Annotated in this window: 29 protein-coding genes; 14 read left to right on the top strand and 15 right to left on the bottom strand. The window is 72.7% G+C overall.

Going from position 1 to position 22,214, the window contains the following annotated elements:
* The first annotated feature begins 1 nt into the window (after position 1).
* Entirely contained in the window at positions 2 to 949 is a 948-nt protein-coding gene (locus PV342_RS16085; RefSeq protein WP_500317559.1) for a YihY/virulence factor BrkB family protein, read from the top strand.
* A 24-nt stretch (positions 950 to 973) separates the two neighbouring features.
* On the opposite strand, the gene PV342_RS16080 is transcribed toward PV342_RS16085, so the two are convergent.
* Together PV342_RS16080 and PV342_RS16075 are read right to left on the bottom strand one after the other, a co-directional pair.
* Positions 974 to 1,546 carry a 3'-5' exonuclease gene (locus PV342_RS16080; RefSeq protein WP_500317558.1) on the bottom strand — a complete coding sequence of 191 codons (573 nt, stop codon included), beginning with the start codon at positions 1,544 to 1,546 and terminating at the stop codon, positions 974 to 976.
* Entirely contained in the window at positions 1,522 to 2,004 is a 483-nt protein-coding gene (locus PV342_RS16075; RefSeq protein ID WP_500317556.1) for an ATP-binding protein, read from the bottom strand. Before PV342_RS16075 ends, PV342_RS16080 begins: the two co-directional genes overlap by 25 nt.
* 70 nt (positions 2,005 to 2,074) lie before the next feature.
* On the opposite strand from PV342_RS16075, the gene PV342_RS16070 reads away from it, so the two are divergent.
* Together PV342_RS16070 and PV342_RS16065 are read left to right on the top strand one after the other, a co-directional pair.
* Positions 2,075 to 2,890: a helix-turn-helix domain-containing protein gene (locus PV342_RS16070; protein ID WP_500317555.1), complete on the top strand. Its 816-nt coding sequence runs from the start codon at positions 2,075 to 2,077 to the stop codon at positions 2,888 to 2,890.
* Entirely contained in the window at positions 2,887 to 3,090 is a 204-nt protein-coding gene (locus PV342_RS16065) for a DUF397 domain-containing protein (protein ID WP_433423094.1), read from the top strand. Before PV342_RS16070 ends, PV342_RS16065 begins: the two co-directional genes overlap by 4 nt.
* Before the next feature lie 128 nt (positions 3,091 to 3,218).
* Here PV342_RS16065 and PV342_RS16060 read toward each other — a convergent pair whose 3' ends face one another.
* Together PV342_RS16060 and PV342_RS16055 are read right to left on the bottom strand one after the other, a co-directional pair.
* A complete protein-coding gene (locus PV342_RS16060; protein ID WP_018561246.1) occupies positions 3,219 to 3,437 on the bottom strand; it encodes a hypothetical protein in 219 nt (72 codons plus the stop codon).
* A gap of 292 nt (positions 3,438 to 3,729) precedes the next feature.
* Complete coding sequence (locus PV342_RS16055) at positions 3,730 to 5,151, bottom strand: D-alanyl-D-alanine carboxypeptidase family protein (protein ID WP_500317613.1); 1,422 nt, start codon at positions 5,149 to 5,151, stop codon at positions 3,730 to 3,732.
* 224 nt (positions 5,152 to 5,375) lie between these two features.
* On the opposite strand from PV342_RS16055, the gene PV342_RS16050 reads away from it, so the two are divergent.
* The 3 genes from PV342_RS16050 (at position 5,376) to PV342_RS16040 (ending at position 7,487) form a co-directional block, all read left to right on the top strand.
* Positions 5,376 to 5,624, top strand: coding sequence for an SCO4848 family membrane protein (locus PV342_RS16050; RefSeq protein WP_391577444.1), 249 nt, complete (start codon positions 5,376 to 5,378; stop codon positions 5,622 to 5,624).
* Entirely contained in the window at positions 5,621 to 6,949 is a 1,329-nt protein-coding gene (locus PV342_RS16045) for a metallophosphoesterase (protein ID WP_500317552.1), read from the top strand. Before PV342_RS16050 ends, PV342_RS16045 begins: the two co-directional genes overlap by 4 nt.
* Positions 6,950 to 7,082: 133 nt before the next feature.
* Positions 7,083 to 7,487 (top strand): ATP-binding protein, encoded by a 405-nt coding sequence (locus PV342_RS16040; RefSeq protein ID WP_089224374.1) that lies wholly within the window; start codon positions 7,083 to 7,085, stop codon positions 7,485 to 7,487.
* A gap of 38 nt (positions 7,488 to 7,525) precedes the next feature.
* Here PV342_RS16040 and PV342_RS16035 read toward each other — a convergent pair whose 3' ends face one another.
* The 4 genes from PV342_RS16035 to PV342_RS16020 form a co-directional block, all read right to left on the bottom strand.
* Positions 7,526 to 8,245: a TetR/AcrR family transcriptional regulator gene (locus PV342_RS16035; protein ID WP_386991512.1), complete on the bottom strand. Its 720-nt coding sequence runs from the start codon at positions 8,243 to 8,245 to the stop codon at positions 7,526 to 7,528.
* A 10-nt stretch (positions 8,246 to 8,255) separates the two neighbouring features.
* Complete coding sequence (locus PV342_RS16030) at positions 8,256 to 8,792, bottom strand: thiol-disulfide oxidoreductase DCC family protein (protein ID WP_500317550.1); 537 nt, start codon at positions 8,790 to 8,792, stop codon at positions 8,256 to 8,258.
* A gap of 5 nt (positions 8,793 to 8,797) precedes the next feature.
* Positions 8,798 to 9,208 (bottom strand): hypothetical protein, encoded by a 411-nt coding sequence (locus PV342_RS16025; RefSeq protein ID WP_018561253.1) that lies wholly within the window; start codon positions 9,206 to 9,208, stop codon positions 8,798 to 8,800.
* A 129-nt stretch (positions 9,209 to 9,337) separates the two neighbouring features.
* Positions 9,338 to 10,588 carry an MFS transporter gene (locus tag PV342_RS16020; protein WP_400799052.1) on the bottom strand — a complete coding sequence of 417 codons (1,251 nt, stop codon included), beginning with the start codon at positions 10,586 to 10,588 and terminating at the stop codon, positions 9,338 to 9,340.
* Between the two features lie 68 nt (positions 10,589 to 10,656).
* Between PV342_RS16020 and PV342_RS16015 the strand changes: the two genes are divergently transcribed.
* A complete protein-coding gene (locus PV342_RS16015) occupies positions 10,657 to 11,184 on the top strand; it encodes a MarR family winged helix-turn-helix transcriptional regulator (RefSeq protein ID WP_386991520.1) in 528 nt (175 codons plus the stop codon).
* A gap of 143 nt (positions 11,185 to 11,327) precedes the next feature.
* Complete coding sequence (locus PV342_RS16010; protein WP_329186115.1) at positions 11,328 to 11,771, top strand: DUF4234 domain-containing protein; 444 nt, start codon at positions 11,328 to 11,330, stop codon at positions 11,769 to 11,771.
* A 3-nt stretch (positions 11,772 to 11,774) separates the two neighbouring features.
* On the opposite strand, the gene PV342_RS16005 is transcribed toward PV342_RS16010, so the two are convergent.
* A complete protein-coding gene (locus PV342_RS16005) occupies positions 11,775 to 12,224 on the bottom strand; it encodes a helix-turn-helix domain-containing protein (RefSeq protein ID WP_400799045.1) in 450 nt (149 codons plus the stop codon).
* 249 nt (positions 12,225 to 12,473) lie between these two features.
* Here PV342_RS16005 and PV342_RS16000 point away from each other — a divergent pair, with 249 nt between their 5' ends.
* Genes PV342_RS16000 through PV342_RS15990 form a run of 3 tightly spaced genes read left to right on the top strand, consistent with a single transcriptional unit; the run spans position 12,474 to position 13,677 of the window.
* Complete coding sequence (locus tag PV342_RS16000; RefSeq protein ID WP_400799042.1) at positions 12,474 to 12,731, top strand: hypothetical protein; 258 nt, start codon at positions 12,474 to 12,476, stop codon at positions 12,729 to 12,731.
* A gap of 38 nt (positions 12,732 to 12,769) precedes the next feature.
* Positions 12,770 to 13,465, top strand: a complete 696-nt coding sequence (locus PV342_RS15995; protein ID WP_400799039.1) for a hypothetical protein — start codon at positions 12,770 to 12,772, stop codon at positions 13,463 to 13,465.
* Entirely contained in the window at positions 13,462 to 13,677 is a 216-nt protein-coding gene (locus PV342_RS15990; RefSeq protein ID WP_400799037.1) for a MerR family transcriptional regulator, read from the top strand. The genes PV342_RS15995 and PV342_RS15990 overlap by 4 nt, the downstream gene beginning before the upstream one ends.
* Positions 13,678 to 13,756: 79 nt before the next feature.
* On the opposite strand, the gene PV342_RS15985 is transcribed toward PV342_RS15990, so the two are convergent.
* Positions 13,757 to 14,206, bottom strand: coding sequence for a hypothetical protein (locus tag PV342_RS15985; protein WP_400799034.1), 450 nt, complete (start codon positions 14,204 to 14,206; stop codon positions 13,757 to 13,759).
* Positions 14,207 to 14,670: 464 nt separating this feature from the next.
* On the opposite strand from PV342_RS15985, the gene PV342_RS15980 reads away from it, so the two are divergent.
* Positions 14,671 to 14,931 carry a hypothetical protein gene (locus PV342_RS15980; protein WP_329186107.1) on the top strand — a complete coding sequence of 87 codons (261 nt, stop codon included), beginning with the start codon at positions 14,671 to 14,673 and terminating at the stop codon, positions 14,929 to 14,931.
* A 42-nt stretch (positions 14,932 to 14,973) separates the two neighbouring features.
* Here PV342_RS15980 and PV342_RS15975 read toward each other — a convergent pair whose 3' ends face one another.
* The gene (locus PV342_RS15975) at positions 14,974 to 16,152 is read right to left on the bottom strand and encodes a D-alanyl-D-alanine carboxypeptidase family protein (RefSeq protein ID WP_500317546.1); all 1,179 of its coding nucleotides are present in this window, start codon (positions 16,150 to 16,152) and stop codon (positions 14,974 to 14,976) included.
* 179 nt (positions 16,153 to 16,331) lie between these two features.
* Between PV342_RS15975 and PV342_RS15970 the strand changes: the two genes are divergently transcribed.
* A complete protein-coding gene (locus tag PV342_RS15970; RefSeq protein WP_400799028.1) occupies positions 16,332 to 17,672 on the top strand; it encodes a DUF4132 domain-containing protein in 1,341 nt (446 codons plus the stop codon).
* Positions 17,669 to 18,664, top strand: coding sequence for a hypothetical protein (locus PV342_RS15965; protein WP_500317544.1), 996 nt, complete (start codon positions 17,669 to 17,671; stop codon positions 18,662 to 18,664). Before PV342_RS15970 ends, PV342_RS15965 begins: the two co-directional genes overlap by 4 nt.
* 26 nt (positions 18,665 to 18,690) lie before the next feature.
* Here the strand turns inward: PV342_RS15965 and PV342_RS15960 are convergent, their stop codons facing one another.
* Genes PV342_RS15960 through sdhC form a run of 4 tightly spaced genes read right to left on the bottom strand, consistent with a single transcriptional unit; the run spans position 18,691 to position 22,091 of the window.
* Complete coding sequence (locus PV342_RS15960) at positions 18,691 to 19,449, bottom strand: succinate dehydrogenase iron-sulfur subunit (protein ID WP_018561261.1); 759 nt, start codon at positions 19,447 to 19,449, stop codon at positions 18,691 to 18,693.
* Positions 19,449 to 21,203 (bottom strand): succinate dehydrogenase flavoprotein subunit, encoded by a 1,755-nt coding sequence (gene sdhA / locus PV342_RS15955; RefSeq protein ID WP_500317542.1) that lies wholly within the window; start codon positions 21,201 to 21,203, stop codon positions 19,449 to 19,451. Before sdhA ends, PV342_RS15960 begins: the two co-directional genes overlap by 1 nt.
* Positions 21,204 to 21,231: 28 nt before the next feature.
* The gene (locus PV342_RS15950; protein ID WP_386991537.1) at positions 21,232 to 21,702 is read right to left on the bottom strand and encodes a succinate dehydrogenase hydrophobic membrane anchor subunit; all 471 of its coding nucleotides are present in this window, start codon (positions 21,700 to 21,702) and stop codon (positions 21,232 to 21,234) included.
* 8 nt (positions 21,703 to 21,710) lie between these two features.
* The gene (gene sdhC, locus PV342_RS15945) at positions 21,711 to 22,091 is read right to left on the bottom strand and encodes a succinate dehydrogenase, cytochrome b556 subunit (RefSeq protein ID WP_078620037.1); all 381 of its coding nucleotides are present in this window, start codon (positions 22,089 to 22,091) and stop codon (positions 21,711 to 21,713) included.
* Between the last annotated feature and the right edge of the window lie 123 nt (positions 22,092 to 22,214).

Raw genomic sequence — 22,214 nt, 5'->3', positions numbered from 1 at the left:
TATGGAATGGCTGACTCGGCTCCCAGTGATCGGACCGTGGATCGCGCGGCTCATGCGCACCCACGCCTGGCGCACGTACGAGCATCTGGAGGGCGTGCACTGGACGCGGCTGGCCGCCGCCATCACCTTCGTCAGCTTCGTCGCGCTCTTCCCGCTGCTGACCGTCGGCGCCGCCGTCGGCGCGGCGCTGCTGTCCCCCGGTCAGCTGAAGCAACTCGAGGGCAAGCTGGCGGAGCAGGTGCCGGGCATCGCCGACCAGCTCAACATCGGCGGGCTCGTCGACAACGCGGGCACGGTGGGCGCCATCGCCGCCGTGCTGCTGGTCCTCACCGGTGTCAGCTGGGTCGGTGCCCTGCGCGACTGCCTCAGGGCGGTCTGGCACAAGGACGACGAGCCCGAGAACCCGTTCCTGCAGAAGCCCAAGGACTTCGGCGTCCTGGTCGGCCTCGGCGCCGTCGCGCTGCTCTCCGTCGCCTGCTCGGCCCTCGCCGGGACGGCCGTAGGCCGTCTCGGCGACGCCATCGGCCTCGACGAACACGGGCCGGGGCGGGCCCTGTTGTCGGTGGCGGGCTTCTGCATCGCCGTCCTCGTGGACCTGCTGATCCTCGCCTACCTGCTCACCCTGCTGCCGGGCGTCACCCCGAACCGCCGCGACGTCGTCGTGGCGAGCCTCATCGGCGCGATCGGCTTCGAGCTGCTGAAACTGCTCATCAGCGGCTACCTGCAGAGCGTGGCCACCAAGAGCATGTACGGCGCCTTCGGCGTGCCCATCGCGCTGCTGCTCTGGATCAACTTCACGGCGAAGCTCCTGCTGTACTGCGCGGCGTGGACGGCCACCCCGCACAGCGTGGAACTGGCCGCCGCCGCGGCGCGAAAGGACCGCAAGGACCCGCCGGGCGAGCCCGAGCGCGGTCGGCCCGAGCGGCCCGAGCGGCCCGAGACCGCCTGACTCCGGGAGGCCGCCCCGGCGGGGTCAGAAGGCCGGCGTCGCCGGCCAGGCGCCCCGCTGCGACAGGTCGACGACGAGGGCGGCGACGTTCCACGCGTCGTCCTCGCCGCGGTGGTGGCGACCTTCCAGGGGCAGTCCGACGAGCTGGAGCGCCTCCGCCATGCCGGGACGCTTGGTCAGGCGGTGGACCTGGGTGAAGAGCGTCTTGACGTTGATGTGCCGGCCGCCGAAGGGGTACGTCGTGTCGGTGGCCCGGCACTGACGGTTGAACTGGTGGCGGTCGTAGTCGCCCCAGCTCGCCCACGGACGCGATCCCGCCCGGTGCTCGACGGCGAGCAGCTTGCAGGCGTCCGCGAAGTCCAGCCCGGAGTCCACCTCGGCCTGTGTCAGACCGGTCAGTCGGCTGCAGAAGGGACTCACGGCGGAGCGCGCGGGCCGCACGAGAACGCGGTGGCGGGCGACGCGCTCGCCCGCGACGAGGTCCACGACGGTCAGCCCGATCTCGATGATCTCGCTCACCGAGCCCTGCGGCGGCTCGCCGTCCCAGCACGTCGCCTCGACGTCGATGACGTTCAGGAGTCCCAGGTCACTGTCCATGGCGCGAACCCTACGTCGAGATCCGGCCACTGGTCACTACTGTTTACGCATGCATTTGTCACTCTGAGTTCGAACCAGACCGTCTTGCCGATGCCGTACGGCCGAGGTTGAACGTTCCAGGCGTCGGCGAGCATGTCGACGAGCGCCAGCCCGCGTCCAGACTCGTCCGTCGCCGACGCCTGCAGCGGCACGGGCGGGTCGTCGCACGCGTCGCAGACCTCGACCCGCAGCACGCCCGAGGCCAGGGCGGCCCGGGCGACGATCCGCCGGCCCGGCGGGACCCGCGCGTGCCGGACGGCGTTGCTCATCAGCTCGCTGATCAGCAGGACCGCGGTGTCCGTCGTGCCGGCGGCGAGGCCCCACGCGAGGGCCTGTTCCCGCAGCCTGGCCCGCGCCCGTCCGACGCTGCGCGGGTGGCGCGAAAACCACCACTCGACAGGGGGAGTTGTCTCGTTCATGGCTCAAAAGTGCAGGTCGCGGCGTACGGTCGGGAGTATCGGCGCGAGTACGGAGGGTGGTTGTACCCGAGTGGCGAGTGACCTGTCCCCGCCCCCGATGGCGTGGCGGTACTGCGGCAACCAGGTCAAGCTCTGGCGCGAACACGCGGGCGTCACCCGCGAGCGGCTGGCGGACGAGGCGGGGTACGGCTACGAGACCGTCAAGTCGATGGAGCAGGGGCGCCGTCGCCCGACGCAGCGGCTGCTTCAGGTCGCCGACGGGCTGTGCGGGGCGCAGGGCAAACTCACGGCGGCGGAGGCGTTCCTCAAACCCGAGCGGTTCCTTTCGTACGCCCGGGACTTCATGCGCTACGAGGCCGAGGCGATCGCGCTGAACACATACGAGCCGCAGTTCATCCCGGGATTGCTCCAGACCGAGGAGACCGCCCTCGCACTGTTCGGCGCGCATTGGCCACCGTTGGACGACGAGACCATCGAGGAGCGTGTGGCGGCTCGGATGGCGCGGCAGGCCCTACTGGACAAGCAGACGCGGGCGTTCAGCTTCACGATCGGCGAGGCGGCGCTGCGGTATCCCGTGGGCAGCCGGGAAGCGCACGCCCGGCAGTTGGAGCGCCTGCTGGAGGCCGGGGCCCGCCGCAACGTGAACATCCAGGCGATGCCTTTCGGCGGGGCGCACCCGGGTCTCAACGGCCCCTTCGTCCTGCTGGAGACGGCCGAACACCTCCACCTCGCCTACGTCGAGGGGCACGAGACCGGTGTGCTGCACTCGGACCCGGAGAAGGTCAGCATCATCGCCCAACGGCATGCCATGATCCTTCGGGGGGCCCTCGGGCCCGGCGAGTCGGAAGCGTTCATCGGAGAGCTGGCGGAGGAGCTGCGGCCATGAACGGCAAGCTGACGTGGTTCAAGTCCACCCACAGCGACACCGGCGGAGGCAATTGCGTCGAGGTCGCGTTCGGCCAGGGCGCGGTCCTGGTGCGGGACTCCAAGGACCGGGCCGGGGCCCGGCTGACGTTCACGCCCGGGGCGTGGGCGGACTTCGTGGCGTACGCCGTCGCGCGCGGCGCGACCGACGCCGGGCGATGACGCCCAGTTCGCGCGCGCCGATGAGGTGCGTGGACCGACTGCCGTAGCCGGCGGCGTCGAGGCTCTCGACGGCCGGGGGACGGGTGTACACGGAAACGGGCCGGTGAAGCCGCCCGGAACTCCTGGGCTCAGCGCAGGAAATGGGCCGCGGTGAACCATGCGGCGGCCAGCACCAGCACGGTGATCAGGATGTAGCCCACCAGGTAGACCCCGGCGAGCACGGCCGCCGGGGCGGCGATGAGCCAGCCGGCACGTCCCGCGGGGGTCTTGGCCCGGAAGGCCGAGCGGAGGCAGTAGGCGACCGCGACCAGCCCCAGGACGAGCCCGATGACCGACAACATGCCCATGGCGTGCTCCCTTCCCGTACCGGTTTTCCCTGGTTCCTGGGTACTGGCCGGGCCGTTCGCGCGGCAGGGGGCGGTCGCAGCGGGGTGGGCGCACGAGCCGCACGTGCGCCGTCGAGCGCCCCCTGGCCGGGGGCATGTGCGCTTGGCACGAGACGGCTGCGGCCGGTGGCGTGTGCCACCGGCCGCAGCCGGGCCGCAGGACCGACGGGAACGATCCTCCGGCACGGCCACGTGGGACGCCGCCGGCCCGGCGAAGCGGGGCATGGCGGATCATGCCCATGCCCGCCGGGCGTCAGACCGGGCGGTCCGCGGTGGCCTCGGTCTTCCCGGCGCCCTCCTCGGCCGCGCCCTCCTTCGGTGGCGTGGCCGCGTCCGTCGCCGCGGCTTCGTCCTCCGCTTCCGGCCTCTCGGCGCCGTCCTTCACCGCGTCAGCCTCCGCGGGCTTCGCGGCCGCGTCGTCGCCGGGCTTGGTCGGGGCGGGGATGGCGGCCTTCGCCGTCCGCTGCGGCAGGGGCCAGCGCCGCCGTACGAGGTAGGCCAGGGCGGCGACGACCAGGACGGAGCCGCCGGTGAGCGCGAGGGCCGTCCAGGCCCCGCCGCCGCCACCGGAGGAGGCGGGCGCGGCGACCTGCTGCCGGGGCCTCTCGCTGGGGGAGGCGGAGGGCGAGGGAGAGGCCGACGCGATGGCGGACTTCGGGGGCACGAGCATGCCGACCGGGGTGACCATGCCGTCCGCCTTGAAGCCCCAGTCGAGCAGCTTCGCCGCCTCCTTGTAGGCCATGTTGTGGCCCGCGCCGGGGTGCATGACGGTCACCAGGAGCGTGCGGTCGCCGCGTTGGGCGACACCGGTGAAGGTGTTGCCCGCCTTGGTGGTGTAACCGTTCTTCACGCCCGCGATGCCCTGGTAGGTCGGGACGTCGTAGTCACCGGAGAGCAACCGGTTGGTGTTCTGGATCTCGAAGGTCGAGCGCTTCTTGGTGGCCTTCTTGCCCTTCTTCGCCTTGGTCTTCTTCCACCCGCCGGGGAACTGGGCGCGCACGGTCGAGCAGTACTCGCGGAAGTCCGCGTTCTGCAGGCCGGAGCGGGCGAAGAGCGTCAGGTCGTACGCCGAGGAGACCTGGCCGGGCATGTCGTAGCCGTCGGGGGAGATCACCGTGGTGTCGTCCGCCTGCAGGTCCTCGGCCTTGCGCTGCATCTCCAGGACGGTCGCGTCCACGCCGCCGTTCATGGAGGACAGGACGTGGACGGCGTCGTTCCCGGAGCGGAGGAAGACCCCGAGCCACAGGTCGTGGACGGTGTAGGTGAGGTTCTCCTTGATGCCCACGAGACTGCTGCCCGCCCCGACGCCGTCGAGGTCGGAGGGCAGCACCTTGTGGGTCTGCGCCTTGTCCAGCTTGGGCAGCACCGTGTCCGCGAACAGCATCTTGAGCGTGCTGGCGGGGGGCAGCTTCCAGTGCGGGTTGTGGGCGGCCAGCACCTCCCCGGTCTCGGCGTCGGAGACGATCCACGACCGCGAGGTGAGCTTCCCGGGCAGGGCGGGGGCGCCGGTCAGCGGGCTGACCTGGGTGCCTGGCTGCCCCAGCCGATCCCCGCCGACCGCCGACATCTGCGCGGGCGGCGTCGGTGTTGCCGACGGGGAGGAGGGCTTCGCGTGCGCGACGGGCGCGGTGGTCAGGGCCGTACCGCCGACGAGTGCGAGGGCGGACAGCACCATGGCGGAACGGCGCGCGGCGCGGGGGGAGGAGTTCGGCACGATGTGAAGTTACAGTCCGTCCGGGACGAGCGGCAGGCGTGGGGGGCCGTTCGGGCCGTGACCGATCCCACGTGCCGGATGTGCAACCGGGCGGTGCCCACGGGCGTCTTGGGCGGCGGCCCGCGTCAGGGGCGGCGGGGCGACCCCGCGGCAGGGGGCCGCACGGCGGCCCGCATACTGGTCGCATGAAGCTCAGCCGCCCCGTCTCCTGGTTCCTGACCGCCTTCGGGGTGTGGAGCTGGATCGTATGGACGACGTTCGTCAAGAACCTGTGGAAGGACGCCAGCGGGCTCGCCTTCGAGGGCGGTGACCACGGCTCGCCCACCACCTACTTCTGGGTGCACCTGGCGCTCGCGGTCACCTCGCTCGTGCTCGGCACCGCGATCGGCGTCCTCGGCGTCCGCGGTCTGAGAGCGCTGCGGGCTGCCCGGTGATCCTCGTGGTGGTCGCCGTCGTCGCGGCCGTCCTGGCCCTCCTCGGCGGGGTGCACTACTACCTGTGGCGCAGGCTGGTCCGCGACGTGTCCGCGCCGGGCGGCTGGTGGCGGCGGACGGGAACGGTCCTGGCGGTCGTCCTGCCGCTGCTGAGCGTGGGCGCGCTGACCGGAGGGCGGACGCTGCCGCTGGCGGCCGAACGGTGGCTGGCCTGGCCGGGCTACCTGTGGCTGGCGGTGCTGCTCTACCTGACGCTGGCGGTGCTGGCGGGCGAGGCCGTACGGCCTCTGCTGCGGGGCGCGCTGGAGCGCAGGGAGCGGTCCCGGGGCGTGCGGGCCGCCGAGACCGCCGGAGCCGGAGAACCGGCCGGGCCGGCAGGGCCGGCCGGCGCGCCCGAGGACGCGCCCGAGGACGCGGCCGAGCCCGCCGGAAAGACGTCCGAGGCCTCGCCGCAGCCGCAGCCGCAGCCGCAGCCGCGGCCCGAGTCCGCGTCCGCCGGGCCGACGAGGCGGCTGTTCGTCGCGCGTACGGTCGGCGCCGCGGCGGCCGTCGCCGCGGGGGTGACGGTCGGCCAGGGCACCTACGGCGTGCTGCGCGGCCCGCGCCTGAAGTACGTCACCGTGCCTCTCGCCAAGCTCCCCGCGGCCGCGGACGGTTACCGGATCGCCGTGGTGAGCGACATCCACCTCGGCCCGATCCTCGGCAGGGCGCACACCCAGCGGATCGTGGACACGATCAACGGGGCCCGCCCGGACCTCGTCGCCATCGTCGGCGACCTGGTCGACGGCTCGGTGCGGGAACTGGGTGCCGCGGCCGAGCCGCTGGCCCGGCTCCGGGCGCGGGACGGGAGCTATTTCGTCACCGGCAACCACGAGTACTTCTCCGGGGCCGCGCCCTGGATCGACTTCGTGCGCGATCTCGGCGTCCACCCGCTGGAGAACGCCCGCACCGAACTCGCCGGCTTCGACCTGGCCGGGGTCAACGACATCAGCGGCGCGGACCACGACCACGCCCCCGACTACACGACGGCGCTCGGCGACCGGGACACCTCGCGCGCGGTGGTGCTCCTCGCCCACCAGCCGGTGATGATCCACGAGTCGGTCCGGCACCACGTCGATCTGCAGCTGTCCGGGCACACCCACGGCGGGCAGCTGTGGCCCGGCAACTACATCGCGGAACTGGCCAACCCCACGGTGGCCGGTCTGGAAACGTACGGCGACACCCAGTTGTACGTGACCCGTGGTGCGGGGGCGTGGGGCCCGCCGGTCCGTGTGGGCGCGCCCTCGGACATCACGATCGTGACCCTCGCCTCGCCCCGGGCCTGACGGCCGCGCGTCTGAATGTGGCCGGAAACCTCTCACCGAGGGCGAACAATCTGGCACGGAACGCATTCCCCGCGTCGAAACTGGTAAGGGATGGCGCAACGGAAGGGGGGCGTTCGCTCATGGGGAGAGTGACCTGTTGAGGCGCAGTGCGTTCCGGCTGCCCCGGCATCCCACGTCGGTCGGGCTGGCCCGGCACAGGGTACGTGACCATCTCGAGGGCTGGGAGCAGGAGGGCGAGACCGTCGAGTCCGTCGTCCTCGTCGTGTCGGAGCTGGCGACCAACGCCGTACGGTACAGCCCGCTCCTGGAGCGGGAGTTCGAGGTGGCGGTGACCGTCCACTCCGACGGCTCGTGCGTCGTCGAGGTGTCCGACGGCGGCGCCCAGTCCCGCCCCGTGCCGCGCGACGCGGGCGACGGCGACGAGTCGGGGCGCGGCCTGCGGCTGGTGCAGGCGCTCTCGGACACCTGGGGCGTCCGGGAGCGCGGCCGGTACGGCAAGACGGTCTGGGCGGTGCTGGCCGAGCCCGCAGTGGGCTGACCGGGGCGGTGCCCCCGGCGGGCGGCGGGCCGGCCGGCTCAGCGCCGGAAGAGGAACTCCGTGAGCAGCTCGCGGATCTCGCGCACGATCGGCCGCAGCAGCCGGTAGCGGGAGAGCCTGAGGATCCGCGCGCCGAGCGGCGCGGTGCGCGCGACCAGCCGGCGGGTGCGCTCGGTGTCGGGGGAGTGGTCGAAGACCCAGTAGACGACGATGCCCATCTGGTACATCCACATCAGTTCGGGCAGCACCTCGGCGAGTTCCGCGTCGACCTTGATGTCGGAGCCGGAGAGCACCCGTTCGTGGATGGAGATGGCCGCGTCGCGGGCCGGGTGCGACTCCGGGGAGAAGGGGCTGAGCGGGCTCGCCGGGTCGGCGGCGTTCTTGAAGAACTGCGCGGCGAACTGGTGGTAGGGGCGGGCGACGTCGATCCAGGCGGTCATCACGGTGAGCAGCCGCGCCGCCAGGTCACGGTCCCCACCGCCGTCCAGGATTCCCTGGACCGCTGCCTCGTGCTCGGCGGCGAGGCGGTCGTAGAAGCCCTGGACGAGGTGTTCCTTCCCGTCGAAGTAGTAGTAGGCGTTGCCGACCGAGACCCCGGCCTCCTTGGCGATGGCGCGCATCGTCGTCTTGTCGTAGCCCCGTTCCTCGAACAGCCGCATGGCCGTCTCGAGGATCAGGGCGCGCGTCTGCTCGCTCTTGGGGGGCCGGGGCGTCCCGGGGGTCGAGCCGGGGGCCGTGCCAGGGGGTGCTTCTTCCACGTCGGTGAGCCTAACCGGGCGGGGCGCAGCCGTCCGCGCAGGCGTCCGGGGCGGTGTCCGGGGCGGTGTGCGTCCAGCCCCGCTCGGGGTCGTAGGACCAGCCCTCGCCGCTGGTGTACATCCGGCCGCCCCAGCCCGTCGCCGCGGCCCCGCGGCCCCACTGCGCCTCGCGGTAGCGGGCGGCGGCGAGCACGGCGGCCCGGGCGACGGGCGCTCCGGCGCGGGTGCCGAGACGGTGCGCCATGGGGCGGTACTCGGCCAGGGCCCACAGGCAGACCAGCCAGGCGGCGTCGTCCCGGTAGACCTGCCCCGAGTCCCCGACGACGGTGATCTCGCGCCGGGTCGCGGTGTGGTCCAGCTCGGGGAATCGGCGCCGGGCCTCGTCGGAGCCGACCGGGACGAGGTCCAGCGGCACGATCTGCCGCTGGCGTTCCAGCCAGCGGCGGACGAAGGAGCAGAGCGAGCAGTCCGGGTCGTACAGGACGGTCAGCAGACGGACCGGCACCGGGGCCGCCGGAGCGGCCCCGGTCGCTGGGGTGCGGTCCATCGCCGTCACGCCCCGGGCCGCGCGGGGGCGGTCCAGCCCTGCGGGCGGACGGGCGGGACCTGCTCGCGGTCCATCACGCCCCGGCGGCGGATCTTGTTGAGGACGTACACGTTGCCCAGGTGCAGCACCCCGAGGACGAGCAGGACGACACCGAGCTTGACCGACAGCGCCTCGAAGAGCTCGCGGGCGTTCCCGACCCGGTCGGCGCTCTTCAGGTACAGCGCCACGAAGCCGAGGTTCACGAGGTAGAAGCCGACCACCAGCAGGTGGTTGACGGCGTCGGCCAGCTTCTCGTTGCCGTGGAGCACGTCTTCGAGGAAGACCTTGCCGGCCCGGCTGAGGGTCCGGGCCACCCACACCGTCAGCGCGACGCTGACGAGCAGGTAGATGACGTATGCGACGACCGTGAGGTCCATGGGTCCCACCCTTTTCGAACGTGTTCAAAACCCGTTGCCGATGAATGTAGACCTGTTTTTGAACATGTTCAAGCGAGAAGTGCGGTCTCCCGCAGGGGCCGTGGGGGCCGACGTGCCGCCGTGCGGCCGTCAGCCCTTCGCGGCCCGGTCGCCGACCGGGGCCGCCGCGGCGGGCTCCGCGCGGACCACGCCGATCGCCCGCACCCCCGGTACCGCCGCGGTCGCCAGGCAGGCGGCCGCGACCAGCGCCGCCGACACCGCCAGTGGGACCGCCGGACCCCACAGGCCGGCGGCGAGCGGGGCCAGCGCGTAGCCCGCGGGCATCGCGGCGAGGGACAGCAGCCAGTCGTAGGAGGTGACCCGGGCCAGCGCCTGCGGCGGCACCTGCTGCTGGACGACTGTCTCCCAGACAGGGGTGAGGTAGCCGAGCGCCGCGAGCGCCAGCCCGTACGCCGCGATGAGCAGCGGGGCCGGGGCGGCCAGGGCCAGCAGGACCAGCGGCAGTGCGTACGTCGCCAGGCCCAGGTTGGCGACGAGTACGGGGCGGTGCGGCCGGGCGCGTGCGGCCAGCAGGGAGCCGAGGACGAGACCGATCGCCCCGGCCTCCAGCACCCAGAACCACACGCCCTCGCCGCCGAGCCGATGGATCGCGACGGCCGGGCCGAGGGTCGTCAGGACCGCTGCCGCACCGTTCCACGCGGCATGCGCGACCAGACTCGTCCAGTACCAGTCGCGCGAGCGGACCTCGCCCCAGCCCTCCTTGAGGTCGGCGAGCACCGACGCGCGCGGCAGCGCGGTCCGCTCGACCCGCAGCACCGTCAGCAGTGCCGCGCTCACCGCGAAGGAGGCGGCGTCCAGCACGAAGGCGAGGCCGGGACCGGCGGCCCAGATCAGCGCCGCGGCGAGGGCCGGGCCGCACAGCCGGGTCGCGCTGTTCGCGACTCCCATCAGGGAGTTGGCCCGCTGCCGCGCCGCCCCGTCGGTGACGGTGCCGGCGACCAGCGGCGACTGGGTCGGCATCGCGAAGGCGGAGGCGGTGCCGCCCACCGCCTCGGCGAGCGCGATGGGGCCCAGCGACGGGTCGCCGCCCAGCAGTTCGAGCCCGACGAAGAGCTGGGCGGCGCAGCGTGCGAGATCCGCGGCGACCGCCACGCGCCGGGCGTCGAAGCGGTCGGCCACCACCCCGCCGAGCGGGAGCAGCAGCAGCTTCGGCACCATCGCGCAGGCCAGGACGAGGGCGAGGGCCGAGACGTCGCCGGTCGCCCGGGTGACGGCGATGACCAGTGCGGCGGGCACGACCCCGTCGCCGAGCAGGGACAGCGTGCGCCCGGCGAACAGCAGCCGGAAGCCGCGGAGCCGGAGAGGGTGTGTGGGCGTCATGGCACCGCAATGTATTTCGGTGACGAATCATTCGCCACCGAAATATATTGCGCCGTAGGATTCGGGCCATGGAAGCCGATGCCGACACCGACGCCGAGGACTCCGCGGTGGAACGGGACTGGACCGACGGACACGTGGAGCGCTGGCTGCCCGTGCTGCCGGACCTCGACCCGGACGTCGAGGGCGCCGTCACCCGCATGAAGCTCGTCACCAGCCATCTGCGCAAGATCCGCGAGCAGTCACTGGTCGACTTCGGCCTGCAGCGGCACGAGTTCGACACCCTGCACGCCCTCGCCGGGCGCGGCGGCCGCGCCGCCCCGTCCGAACTCGCCGCCGACCTCGACCTGGCACCCGCCTCCGTCACCGGCCGCCTCGACGCGCTGGAGGCCCGCGGCCACGTCCGGCGCACCCACTCCACCGCCGACCGCCGGCGCATCGACGTCGAGCTCACCGACGCCGGCCGCGCCACCTGGCTCGGCGCCATGGACGTGCTCGGCCACGAGGAGTACCGGCTGCTCGGCACCCTCGACGCCGAGGAACGCCGGTACCTCTCCGACCTGCTGCGACGCGTCATGGTGGTGGCCGAGGCCGACTGAACACAGGATCCGGGAAGATCCGACATCCTGTGCGAAATTTGTGAGCGTTCCCCGCTGACAGGCCGCCGAACCGCCGAGTAGCTTTACCTTCTCTTCGGCACGCAACCGCTCCGTCACTGCCGAAGGCACGACCTGGGGGCAGCATGTTCAACGAGGACCGCTACCGGACCCTCCCCTACCCGCGGGGGCCCTTCCCGGGTTTCCCCGTCTCCGGGGGCGTGGGGCTCGCCACGCCGTCCGGCGACATGCGCCGCCCCGAGGCCGTCTGGCTGCTGGGGCCGCTGACCTTCGGCGTGTACTGGCTCGTCTGGTACTACCGGGCCAACAAGGAACTGCGGGAGTTCGACCCAGGCATCAAGGTCCGGCCCGCCCTCGCCGTGCTCGCCGTCAGCCTCGGCGCGCTGCTGCTCGTGCCCGCCGTCGTCTCGCTCTACAACACCGGCTGCCGCATCGCCCGCGCCCAGCGCCGCGCGGGCCTCCACGACACGGTCTCCGGTCTCAAGGGACTGCTGCTGGCGCCCGCGTTCGGGCTGACCTCGTTCTACTACCAGGAGCAGCTCAACCAGGTCTGGGTCGCCCGCAACTGACGCTCAGCCCGTCGCGCGGTCTCCCGCTCCCAGGTCCGCGGCGCGGTCGGGACGCGTGAACTGCTCCGTCACCTGGATGAACGCCGCCTTCAGGTGCTCGGGGATGCCCAGGGCGTCCGCCGCCTGCGCGGCGGTCATCCGGGGTCCGGCGGGGGCGGTGCCCGGAGCGTGGGCGTCCGGCCGGGGAAGATCGTCCTCGGTCAGCTTGCCCGACCGGACGAGCACGTCGCGCACGGGGATGCCGAGCGCGCGGGCCAGCCCGCGCATCGTCTCCAGATCCGGCATGCTCTGCCGCTGCAGCAGGCGTGTGATGGCCGCGCGGTGCACCCCGGCGTCGTCCGCGAGCTTCGACTTGCCGCCCCCGCGAGGGCTGTCGATGTCGTACCCCCGGCCGCGCATGAGGCCTTCGATCCAGTCGGCGAACTCTTCGATGTGGTCGGCATCGCTCGGCACCTGTGGGGCTCCTCCCTCTCCTCTTCACGATAACCAGCGTGCGCGCACGCAATGCACCGTCGCACGGCCGCATCGGTGAAGATCCCGTGTTCGGGCCGCCCCTGGTCCGGAGGGGGCGGGAGGGTCAGGCATATTCCTGAATCACATGCCCCAGGCCTGCGCCGGGAACACATCTGTTGCGTGCGCGTTCGCAACATGCGAAAATGTGTTCGAATTCAGCACCGTCAACCGTCGGAGGGTCCGACCGCCGTGTCCTTACGTTCCCCGTACGAACCCCAGCCCCCGCGAGCGCCCGCCTGTGCCGGTCCGCCGCCCTCCGTCGTCTTCGCCCGGAACGCCCCGCGGGCACTGCCGGCGCTGCACGCCTGCGGCCGGTGCCCGATCCGCGCGGTGTGCGAGGAGGCCGCCGGCCCCGGGCGCCGCTGCTTCGACGGCGTCCGCGCGGGCCGCCCGTGGCGCAACGGCCGGGTGGTCGCGGCGGCGCCGGCGCCCGGCCTGTCCGCGTGAGCCCCGGGACCGCCGTCCGCGACGAAAGGAACCGTCACGTGCCCCGCAACAGCGCCACCGAGCACACCGCCCGGGCCGCCCGGTGGCTCGACGTCCTCCGGCGCCAGTTCCCCGAGCTCGTCCGCGAACTGGCTCCCGGCAGCCCCGGCTCCTCCGCCGCGTCCCGGGACCCGCTCACGCCGCAGGCGCTGCGCCTGCTCGCGGAACGCGACCGGGAGGACCGGGCCGACCGCGAGTGGGTGCTCGGCGGGGGCGCCGCTCCGCTGCGGCTCCATGTGTCCGACGCCCTCCGGGACATCACCGACGGCGTCGTCGAACTGGAGGAGGCCGTCCGGGACAGGCTCGGCCTCGGCCGTGCCCGCCGCGCCCCGGTGCCCGAGCGGCTGGGCCGGATCGCGGGCCTGCTCGACCGGGTCGCCGAGCACCCCGTCCTGGCCGCGCACGTCCTGGACGAATGCCGCCGCATGGCCCGCCGCTGCGGTTCGGCGCTGGGGGAGACCGAGGTCCTGGTCCGGGTGGAGGGGCGCTGCCCCTGGTGCGACTCGGTCTCGCTGCGGGCCCTTCCCGCCCGGAGGGCGGTGCTCTGCGTGAACCCCGGGTGCCGCTGCACGGACGAGGACTGCGGCTGTTCGCACGACCCCGCGCACCGTCATGCCTGGACCGAGACCGCATGGGGGCAACTGCCCCTGGATCCGGCGGCGATCGCCGGCCTCGTGGACCGGGAGGCCCTGTGACGAGCCCGCGGCACCCCGGCCCGACCCTGATCAACGGTGAGTCCGCCGCACGGGAGACGGGGGTCGCCCCGGCCACGATCCGGAAGTGGGTGCAGCACGGGCACCTGGCGGCGGCCGGACGCAGCGGCCGGGCGAGCCTGTACCGGCTGGAGGACGTGTTCGCCGCCGAAAGGATGGCGCGTGGCCGAAAAGCGCCCACGTGGCGCGCCTGACGCGACGACAGCTCCATGCACCGCCCCGCGCACCCGAGGAGGTACGCGGGGCGGCGTCGTGTCCGGGGAACGGCCGGCGTCAGGTCATGTCCGCCCCGGGCAGACCTCGGGGCGGGCGGCGCGGGCGTCGCGGCCGGGGTGCGGGCGCGGACCCCTTCGGGGCGGGCGCCGGGTCGCGTGCCGGGCCCACGAGCCGCGGAAAATCCCCCGGCCCGGGGCGGGCGACGTCGTCCTCCTGCTCCGTCTCCGCTTCCTCCCCGTACTGGCTCATCGCGTCCTGCCAGCCGTGGGCGTAGGCGCGCAGAGTGATTTCCTCCAGGTGGGAGCGGGTGACGGCCACCAGACCCTCGGGCAGGCACGCCTGGACGATCTCCTCGATGAGCCCTCGGGCCTCCTCCTCCGTCAGCGTCCGCGCGGCGGGCGGAGCGGACGGCCGGGCCTGTTCCCCTGCGTGTTCCTGTACGCGTTCCCGCGTGCGCTCCCGCGCCCGGTGCCCCACCGGTTCGTGCTTGTCCTCCGTGCCTGGCACGGCACTCCCTCCCCGTTGCCCCCTGGTGCCGAGCGGCGGTCGAGCGTCGCCGGATCCAGACGTCCTTCAAACACGTGTTCACCACTTTCGGGTGCGGCCAATCCTCGGGCGGCACGGTCGGGCGACGGATCCGGCCACGGCTGGGCCATTCAAGTTGCGCGCGCGAGCGCAATCAATCACGATGGATGCAGCGGCGGAGCTGTGCCCGGGACCGGGTGACGGACCGCCGCTTCGTGCTGGACGGCGGCCGACCGCCGGCACCGCGAAGACGCGCAGCGCATGCCCGGCTGCGCCGTCGCGGACGGCGTCCCCGGCCGCACCGTTGGGACCACCGCACGTCCCGAAGAGGAAGGAGACCACATGACCGACGCCGACCGCCGTACCGTACGCACCCTCGTCCAGAGCGGCGTCGCCCTCGCCGTCGTCGCGCCGCCGCTGCCCTCCTGGCCGAGGCGGTGGCGCGGATGACCACGCATCAGGAGGACACCCTCGAGTTCGCCATCGAACTCGAGCGCCTGCGCCGCTCCGTCGACGTCGGCTTCGCCACCACGCGGGGTGATCTCGCCCTGCTCCTGCAACGCGCCGACCAGACCGACAAGGTGCTGGGCGAGCACGAGGACCGCATCGAGGCGCTGGAGCGTTCCCGCTGGCCGCTGCCCGCCGTGGCGGCGCTCACCGGGTTGCTGGCGCTGGTCGTCGCCGCCTACGGGACCTTCGCCGGGTGAGCCGCGTACCAGGTCGCGTACCCCGGCCGCGGGGCGGCGGTCTCAGCGGGCGCGGCTCGAGCCGCGCCCGCGCGGCCGGGCGTCGCCCCGGCCCGCCGCCGCACGCTGCGGCAGCGGGCGGCGCCTGATCGCCAGGACGAACGCCGCGACGGCCGCCACCAGGACGGTCTCCACCGCCGGGCCGATCCACGAGGACCCCCCGGACCCGTCGGCCGCCGCCGCGGGCCGTGGGCCGGGGCCGTCGGCGGGCGGGCCGCCGGCCATCGCGCGCATCTGGCTCAGCGTCGGCACCAGTTCCCCGACCGGCTCGACGCGGCCCGCCGCGTCGAAGCCCCAGTCCAGCAGGTCGGCCGCCTCCTGGTACACCTCGTCGTACCCCGACTCGGGGTGCATCACGGTCACCAGCAGCGTCCGACCGTCGCGCTCCGCCGCGCCGGTGAAGGTGTTCCCGGCGTTGGTGGTGTAGCCGTTCTTCACCCCGATCATGCCGTCGTACTCGCCGAGCAGTCGGTTGGTGTTCTGGATCTCGAAGGTCTCGCCCTTCTCCCCGGGGAAGCGCGCGACCTGCGTGCGGCAGTAGTGACGGAAGTCCGGGTTGCGCAGCCCCGCCCGGGCGAAGAGCGTCAGGTCGTACGCCGAGGACAGCTGACCGGGCGTGTCGTAGCCGTCCGGGCTCACCACGTGCGTGTCGTTCGCCTGCAGTTCCCGCGCCCGCGCCCGCATGTCCCGGACGGTCTTCTCCATGCCGCCGTTCATCGAGCACAGCACGTGCACCGCGTCGTTCCCCGACCGCAGGAACACCCCGAGCCAGAGCTGCTCGACCGTGTAGGTGATGCCGGCCTCGATCCCGACCAGACTGCTCCCGGCTCCTATGTCCGCCAGGTCCGCGTGCGTCACCTGATGCCGCTTGCGGCGGTCGAAGCGGGTCAGCAGGGTGTCCGCGAAGAGCATCTTCAGCGTGCTCGCCGGCGGCAGCCGCCGGTGCGCGTTGTACGACGCCAGCACCTCACCGGAGTCGGCGTCCGCCACGATCCACGACAGGGAGTTCGTCTCCGGCAGCCTCGGCGCCCCCGCGGCCACCTGCACGCCGTGCCGTCCCAGCCGCTCGCCCCCGACCACGGATCTGGCGGCCGCGACCGCCTTCCCGGCGGGAAGCAGCGCGGCAGCCACGCCGAGCCCGAGGACGGCACGTCGCGGCGGTGTGGGGGGTGTCGCGGCCATGGGGGGACGGTACAAGCTGCGACCCCCCGCAATCGAACCGGGGCCACCGCCGAGGACGCCGGTCGGCCCAGCGCATCCGGGGCGCCTGCGCCGAACGGGGGAAGCGCGGCGCGTTGTCAGAGGGCGGTCCTACGCTCGGCGGAGATGGGGGACGTGGGGTCGCCGCATGGGGGTGGACGGTGAGCGTGATCGCGTGGGGGGACGTCGAGGGGCCGGCGGTGCCCGGGTACGGGCTCGGGGTGGCGCAGCGGCTGGGCGGGGTCACCGCGGAGCTGGGGATCCGGGACGGGCGGGCCGTGCTGGGCTGGCGGAACGCGACGGGCAAGGCCCTGAAGGGCGCCCCGGCCGCCGTGCGGCGCGACCACGCGGGGGAGTTGACGCGGCTCCGGACGGCCGTCAGGGACATCGACCGGACCCTGGCGGCGCAGGCCGGCCGGCTGGACCGGCAGTTCCCGGAGCGGCGCGCCCTGCCGTACGCGCACTGGCGTCGGGGACTTGCCGACCACCCGCTGCTCGGCACCCTCGCGCGGCGCCTGCTGTGGACGGTCGACGGGGTGGCCTGCGGCTGGGCCGAGGGCGGGCTGCGCGCCCTCGACGGTGAGCCGGTCCCCGTAGCCGGCGGCCGGGCCGTGGCGCTGTGGCACCCGCTGGGGCGCGAGCGTGCGGAGATCACGGCTTGGCGGGAGTGGCTGGAACGGCACGGCGTCACACAGCCCTTCCGGCAGGCCCACCGCGAGGTGTACGGCCCCGCCGACGCCGCACGCCTTTTCGCCACCCCGCACGTCCTGAGGCAGCACCCGTTCGCAGCGCTGGCCGCCGCCCGCGGCTGGCGGTACCGCCCGAGCCCGCCCGGCGAGGACGCCCTCCCGCACGCCACGCGCGAACTCCCGCAGTGGGGGCTGCGTGCGGAGCTGCGGATCCAGGGCGTCGACGGGGACGAGGGCGGCGACTGCCCCGGCGGCCCCGCGCTCATCGGCACGGACCAGGTGCGCTTCCTCCCGCTGGACGCCCCCGCCTCCGGCAGCCGGGCCGGCCGGCTCCGGCCCGCCGACGTCCCGCCGCTCGTCCTCAGCGAAGTCCTGCGCGACGTCGACCTGTTCGTCGGCGCCGCCGGCATAGGGAACGACCCCACCTGGCAGGACGGCGGCCCCGACGGCCGCTTCCGCGCCTACTGGGCGTCCTATGTCTCCGGCGAGCTGACCCCCTGCGCCGCGACCCGCCGCGAGGTGGTGTCCCGGCTCGTGCCGCGTCTGGCCATCGCCGGCCGCTGCGCGGTGGAGGGCCGCTTCCTGCGCGTCCGCGGCGACCGGCACACGTACCGGATCCATCTGGGCTCCGGCAACGTCCTGATGTCCCCGGACGACCGCCATCTGTGCGTCGTCCCGCCCGCGACCGCCGGTGCGGTCCCCGGGCCCCTGCCCTTCGAGGGCGACCCCATGCTGCCGGTGATCCTCGCCAAGGCGCTGCTTCTCGCCCGCGACACGGAGATCACCGACCCGACGATCGTGAGCCGACTGTGAAGCGCGCGCGGACCCCGGGTTGCTCGCCCTGGGAGGACCCGGGCCGGATCGCCCTCATCGCCCGGCTCGCGGCGAAGGGGGACGTGACCGAGCTGGCAGGGCACCTGCTGTCGGCCGCCGACTGCGAGGGCCACGCGGCGGTGTCCCGGCTGAGGGCGATGCCCCGCGAACGACGTGTGGCCCTCGCGAGGCTGCTCGTCGATCGTGCCGACACGCCCGGCTCCACGCCCGACCGGTACGAGCGGGTCATGGTGCTGCTGGCCGCGGTGTCCCGGGGCTTCGTGCACGACGCGTGGTGCGGCGGCTGGCACGACATGCTGGAGGGCATCGCCCGCCGGTCGTACTGGTTCAACTGCGGCGACGAGATGCCCGTCGTCGCCGAGGCGCTGCTCGACGCGGGACGTCCTCTGTCGGCGGAGGTCGTGGGGATGATCCGCCGGTGCGCGCACCACGGTCTCGGCTGGGCGGGACTCCTGCTGGACCGCCTCCCCGAGCCGCCCCTCAACCCCGGTGAGCCCTGGTCCGACCGCGTCCTGGCCGAACTGCCGGAACTCGGCGTCCCCTGGCGGCGGCTGATCCCGCATCTGCGCGCCGCGGGGCCGCGCCCCGGCGCCCGCTGGGACCGGGCGGCCGCCGCGGTCATCGACGGCGTCGGCTCCGAGACCGTACGCCGCACCGCCACCCCCTGGCTTGCCCTGGCCACCCACGGCGGCAGCGCCGAGGCGGGCGCCCACGACCCCTGGAACGTCACCGCCGTCCGCGGACTGGCCTGGCTGCTGTCGTCCCCCATCGTGCCTCTCCACCCGGAGACCGTCCGCGTCCTGGGGGCCCTGGTCGAGCGCCCCCCGGTCAAGACCGTCGTCGCCGCGGCAGGCATACGGGCCCTGGCCCGGCTGGACGGCGGGGCCGGCCGGGACGAGCTGCGCAGACTCGACGGGCGCGTCGACCACACGGTCACCCGCAGGCAGATCCGGCGTGCGCTGACCCCGTGAACGCCCGAGGGCCTCGGCGGAGGGGATCAGAAGCGACGCGTGATGAGCGCGCGCTTCACCTCCTGGATGGCCTTGGTGACCTCGATGCCACGCGGGCACGCGTCGGTGCAGTTGAACGTGGTGCGGCAGCGCCACACGCCGTCCTTGTCGTTCAGCACCTCGAGCCGCTGCTCGCCACCCTCGTCACGCGAGTCGAAGATGAAGCGGTGGGCGTTGACGATGGCCGCCGGGCCGAAGTACTGGCCGTCGTTCCAGAAGACCGGGCAGGACGACGTGCACGCGGCGCACAGGATGCACTTGGTGGTGTCGTCGAAGCGCGCGCGGTCCTCGGCGGACTGCAGGCGCTCGCGCGTCGGCTCGTTGCCCTTGGTGATCAGGAAGGGCATCACGTCCCGGTAGGCCTGGAAGAACGGGTCCATGTCGACGACCAGGTCCTTCAGCACCGTCAGGCCCTTGATGGGCTCGACGGTGATGGGCTTGTCCGGGTTGATGTCCTTGATCAGGGTCTTGCAGGCCAGCCGGTTGCGGCCGTTGATGCGCATGGCGTCGGAGCCGCAGATGCCGTGGGCGCAGGAGCGACGGAACGTCAGCGTTCCGTCCATGTCCCACTTGATCTTGTGGAGACCGTCGAGGACCCGCTCCTTGGGGTCGATCTCCAGCTCGAAGTCCTGCCAGGTGGCCTCGTCCGAGATCTCCGGGTTGAACCGGCGGATCCGGAAGGTGACCGTGATGTAGGGCGAGGCCTGGGCCTCGGCCTCGACCTTGTCGAGGGTCGCGGTGCTCATCAGTACTTACGCTCCATCGGCTGGTAGCGGGTCTGCACTACCGGCTTGTAGTCGAGACGGATCGACTCGGCGCCGTCGGCACCCACTTCGCGGTACGCCATCGTGTGCCGCATGAAGTTGACGTCGTCGCGGTTCGGGTAGTCCTCGCGGTAGTGGCCGCCGCGGGACTCCTTGCGGGCCAGGGCCGAGACCGCCATGACCTCGGCCAGGTCGAGCAGGTTGCCGAGCTCGATGGCCTCGAGCAGGTCGGTGTTGAACCGCTTGCCCTTGTCCTGGACCGACACGTTCCGGTACCGCGCGCGCAGCTCGCCGATCTTCTCGACGGCGGTCTTGATGGTCTGCTCGGTGCGGAACACCATGACGTTGGCGTCCATGGTCTCCTGCAGCTCCTTGCGCAGCTGCGCGACCCGCTCGTTGCCGGTGGAGGCGCGGAGCCGCTCGACCTGGTCGACCACGAACTGCGCCGGGGCCTCGGGGAGCTCGATGTAGTCGTGGTCCGCCGAGTACTCGGCGGCGGCGATGCCGGCCCGGCGGCCGAAGACGTTGATGTCCAGCAGCGAGTTGGTGCCGAGGCGGTTGGCGCCGTGCACGGAGACGCAGGCGACCTCGCCGGCGGCGTACAGGCCCGGGACGACGGTGGTGTTGTCCGACAGGACCTCACCCTCGACGTTGGTGGGGATGCCGCCCATGGCGTAGTGCGCGGTCGGCTGGATCGGGATCGGGTCCGTGTAGGGCTCGATGCCGAGGTAGGTCCGCGCGAACTCGGTGATGTCGGGGAGCTTGGCGTCGAGCTGCTCCGGCGGCAGGTGCGTCAGGTCGAGGTAGACGTGGTCGCCCTCGGGCCCGCAGCCGCGGCCCTCGCGGATCTCGGTGTAGATCGCCCGGGAGACGACGTCACGCGAGGCGAGGTCCTTCATGACCGGCGCGTACTTCTCCATGAAGCGCTCGCCGTCCTTGTTGCGGAGGATGCCGCCCTCACCGCGGGCGCCCTCCGTCAGCAGGATGCCCATGCGCCAGATGCCGGTCGGGTGGAACTGGAAGAACTCCATGTCCTCCAGCGGCAGACCGCGGCGGTAGACGGCGGCCTGGCCGTCACCGGTGAGGGTGTGCGCGTTGGAGGTGACCTTGAAGAACTTGCCGGTGCCGCCGGAGGCGTACACCACGGCCTTCGCCTGGAAGACGTGGATCTCGCCGGTGGCCAGCTCGTACGCGACGACGCCGGCGGACTTCTTGACGCCGTCCTCCTCGACGATGATCTGGTCGAGGACGTAGAACTCGTTGAAGAACTCCACACCCTCCTTGACGCAGTTCTGGTACAGCGTCTGGAGGATCATGTGGCCGGTGCGGTCGGCCGCGTAGCAGGCGCGGCGGACCGGGGCCTCGCCGTGGTTGCGCGAGTGGCCGCCGAAGCGGCGCTGGTCGATCCGGCCCTCGGGGGTGCGGTTGAAGGGCAGGCCCATCTTCTCGAGGTCGAGGACCGCGTCGATGGCCTCCTTCGCCAGGATCTCGGCGGCGTCCTGGTCGACCAGGTAGTCACCGCCCTTGATCGTGTCGAAGGTGTGCCACTCCCAGTTGTCGTCCTCGACGTTCGCGAGGGCCGCCGCCATGCCGCCCTGGGCGGCGCCGGTGTGGGAGCGGGTGGGGTAGAGCTTCGTCAGCACGGCGGTGCGGCTGCGCTTCGTCGCCTCGATGGCGGCGCGCATGCCGGCGCCGCCCGCGCCGACGATGATGGTGTCGTACTTGTGGATCTGCATGAGGGGTCGCTTCCCTGTCCAGCCCTGGCTAGCGGATGTTCGGGTCGAAGGTGAAGATCACCAGCGTGCCGAGGATGATGGTGAACGCGGTCGCGGTGTAGAGCAGCATCTTCAGCCAGAACCGGGTGTTGTCCCGCTCCGCGTAGTCGTTGATCACGGTGCGCAGGCCGTTGCCGCCGTGCAGCATCGCCAGCCACAGCATGATCAGGTCCCAGGTCTGCCAGAACGGCGAGGCCCAGCGGCCGGCGACGAAGGCGAAGCCGACCTTGGTCACGCCCCCGTCGAGGACCAGCTGGATCAGCAGGTGACCGATGACCAGGACGACCAGGACGATGCCGGACAGGCGCATGAAGAGCCAGCCGTACATCTCGAAGTTGGTCCGGGTGCTGCGCGGGGTGCGCTTGGTCCGGGCGCGCGGCGGCTCGATGACCGGGGCCGGGTTGTCGGGGCCGTAGGCGGCGCTGGAGGAGCTGAGCTCCACGTGGTCGGTTGCGGACATGGCTTCGCTCAGCTCCCGAACAGCACTCGTGCGGCGTGGCCGAGGACGGGGTAGATGGCCCCGATCATCAGCACGACCCAGATTCCGACGACCGTCCACAGCATCTGCTTCTGGTACTTCGGGCCCTTGGACCAGAAGTCGACGGCGATGACGCGCAGGCCGTTCAGAGCGTGGAAGAGGACAGCCGCGACCAGCCCGTACTCGAGCAGGCTGACGATGGGCTGTTTGTAGGTGTTGACGACCTTGTCGTAGTCCTCGGGGGAGACGCGCACGAGTGCGGTGTCGAGGACGTGGACGAACAGGAAGAAGAAGATGAGGACACCGGTGACTCGATGAGCCACCCATGACCACATGCCTTCCCGGCCGCGGTACAACGTTCCAGCCGGCACGGAAAAAACCCTCCGGGAGCGGATGTGGGGCCTGCCGGCTTCGTTGGTCGGTCGGCCCGGCCGGGTACGGTCCACCGGCCCTGGCCATCGTAGCGACGGCTTGTCGGCTACGTCCTGCCGGGT

Source organism: Streptomyces sp. PA03-3a (genome assembly GCF_033792735.1).
Lineage (GTDB): Bacteria > Actinomycetota > Actinomycetes > Streptomycetales > Streptomycetaceae > Actinacidiphila.
This window is presented reverse-complemented; position numbering and strand designations above follow the sequence as displayed.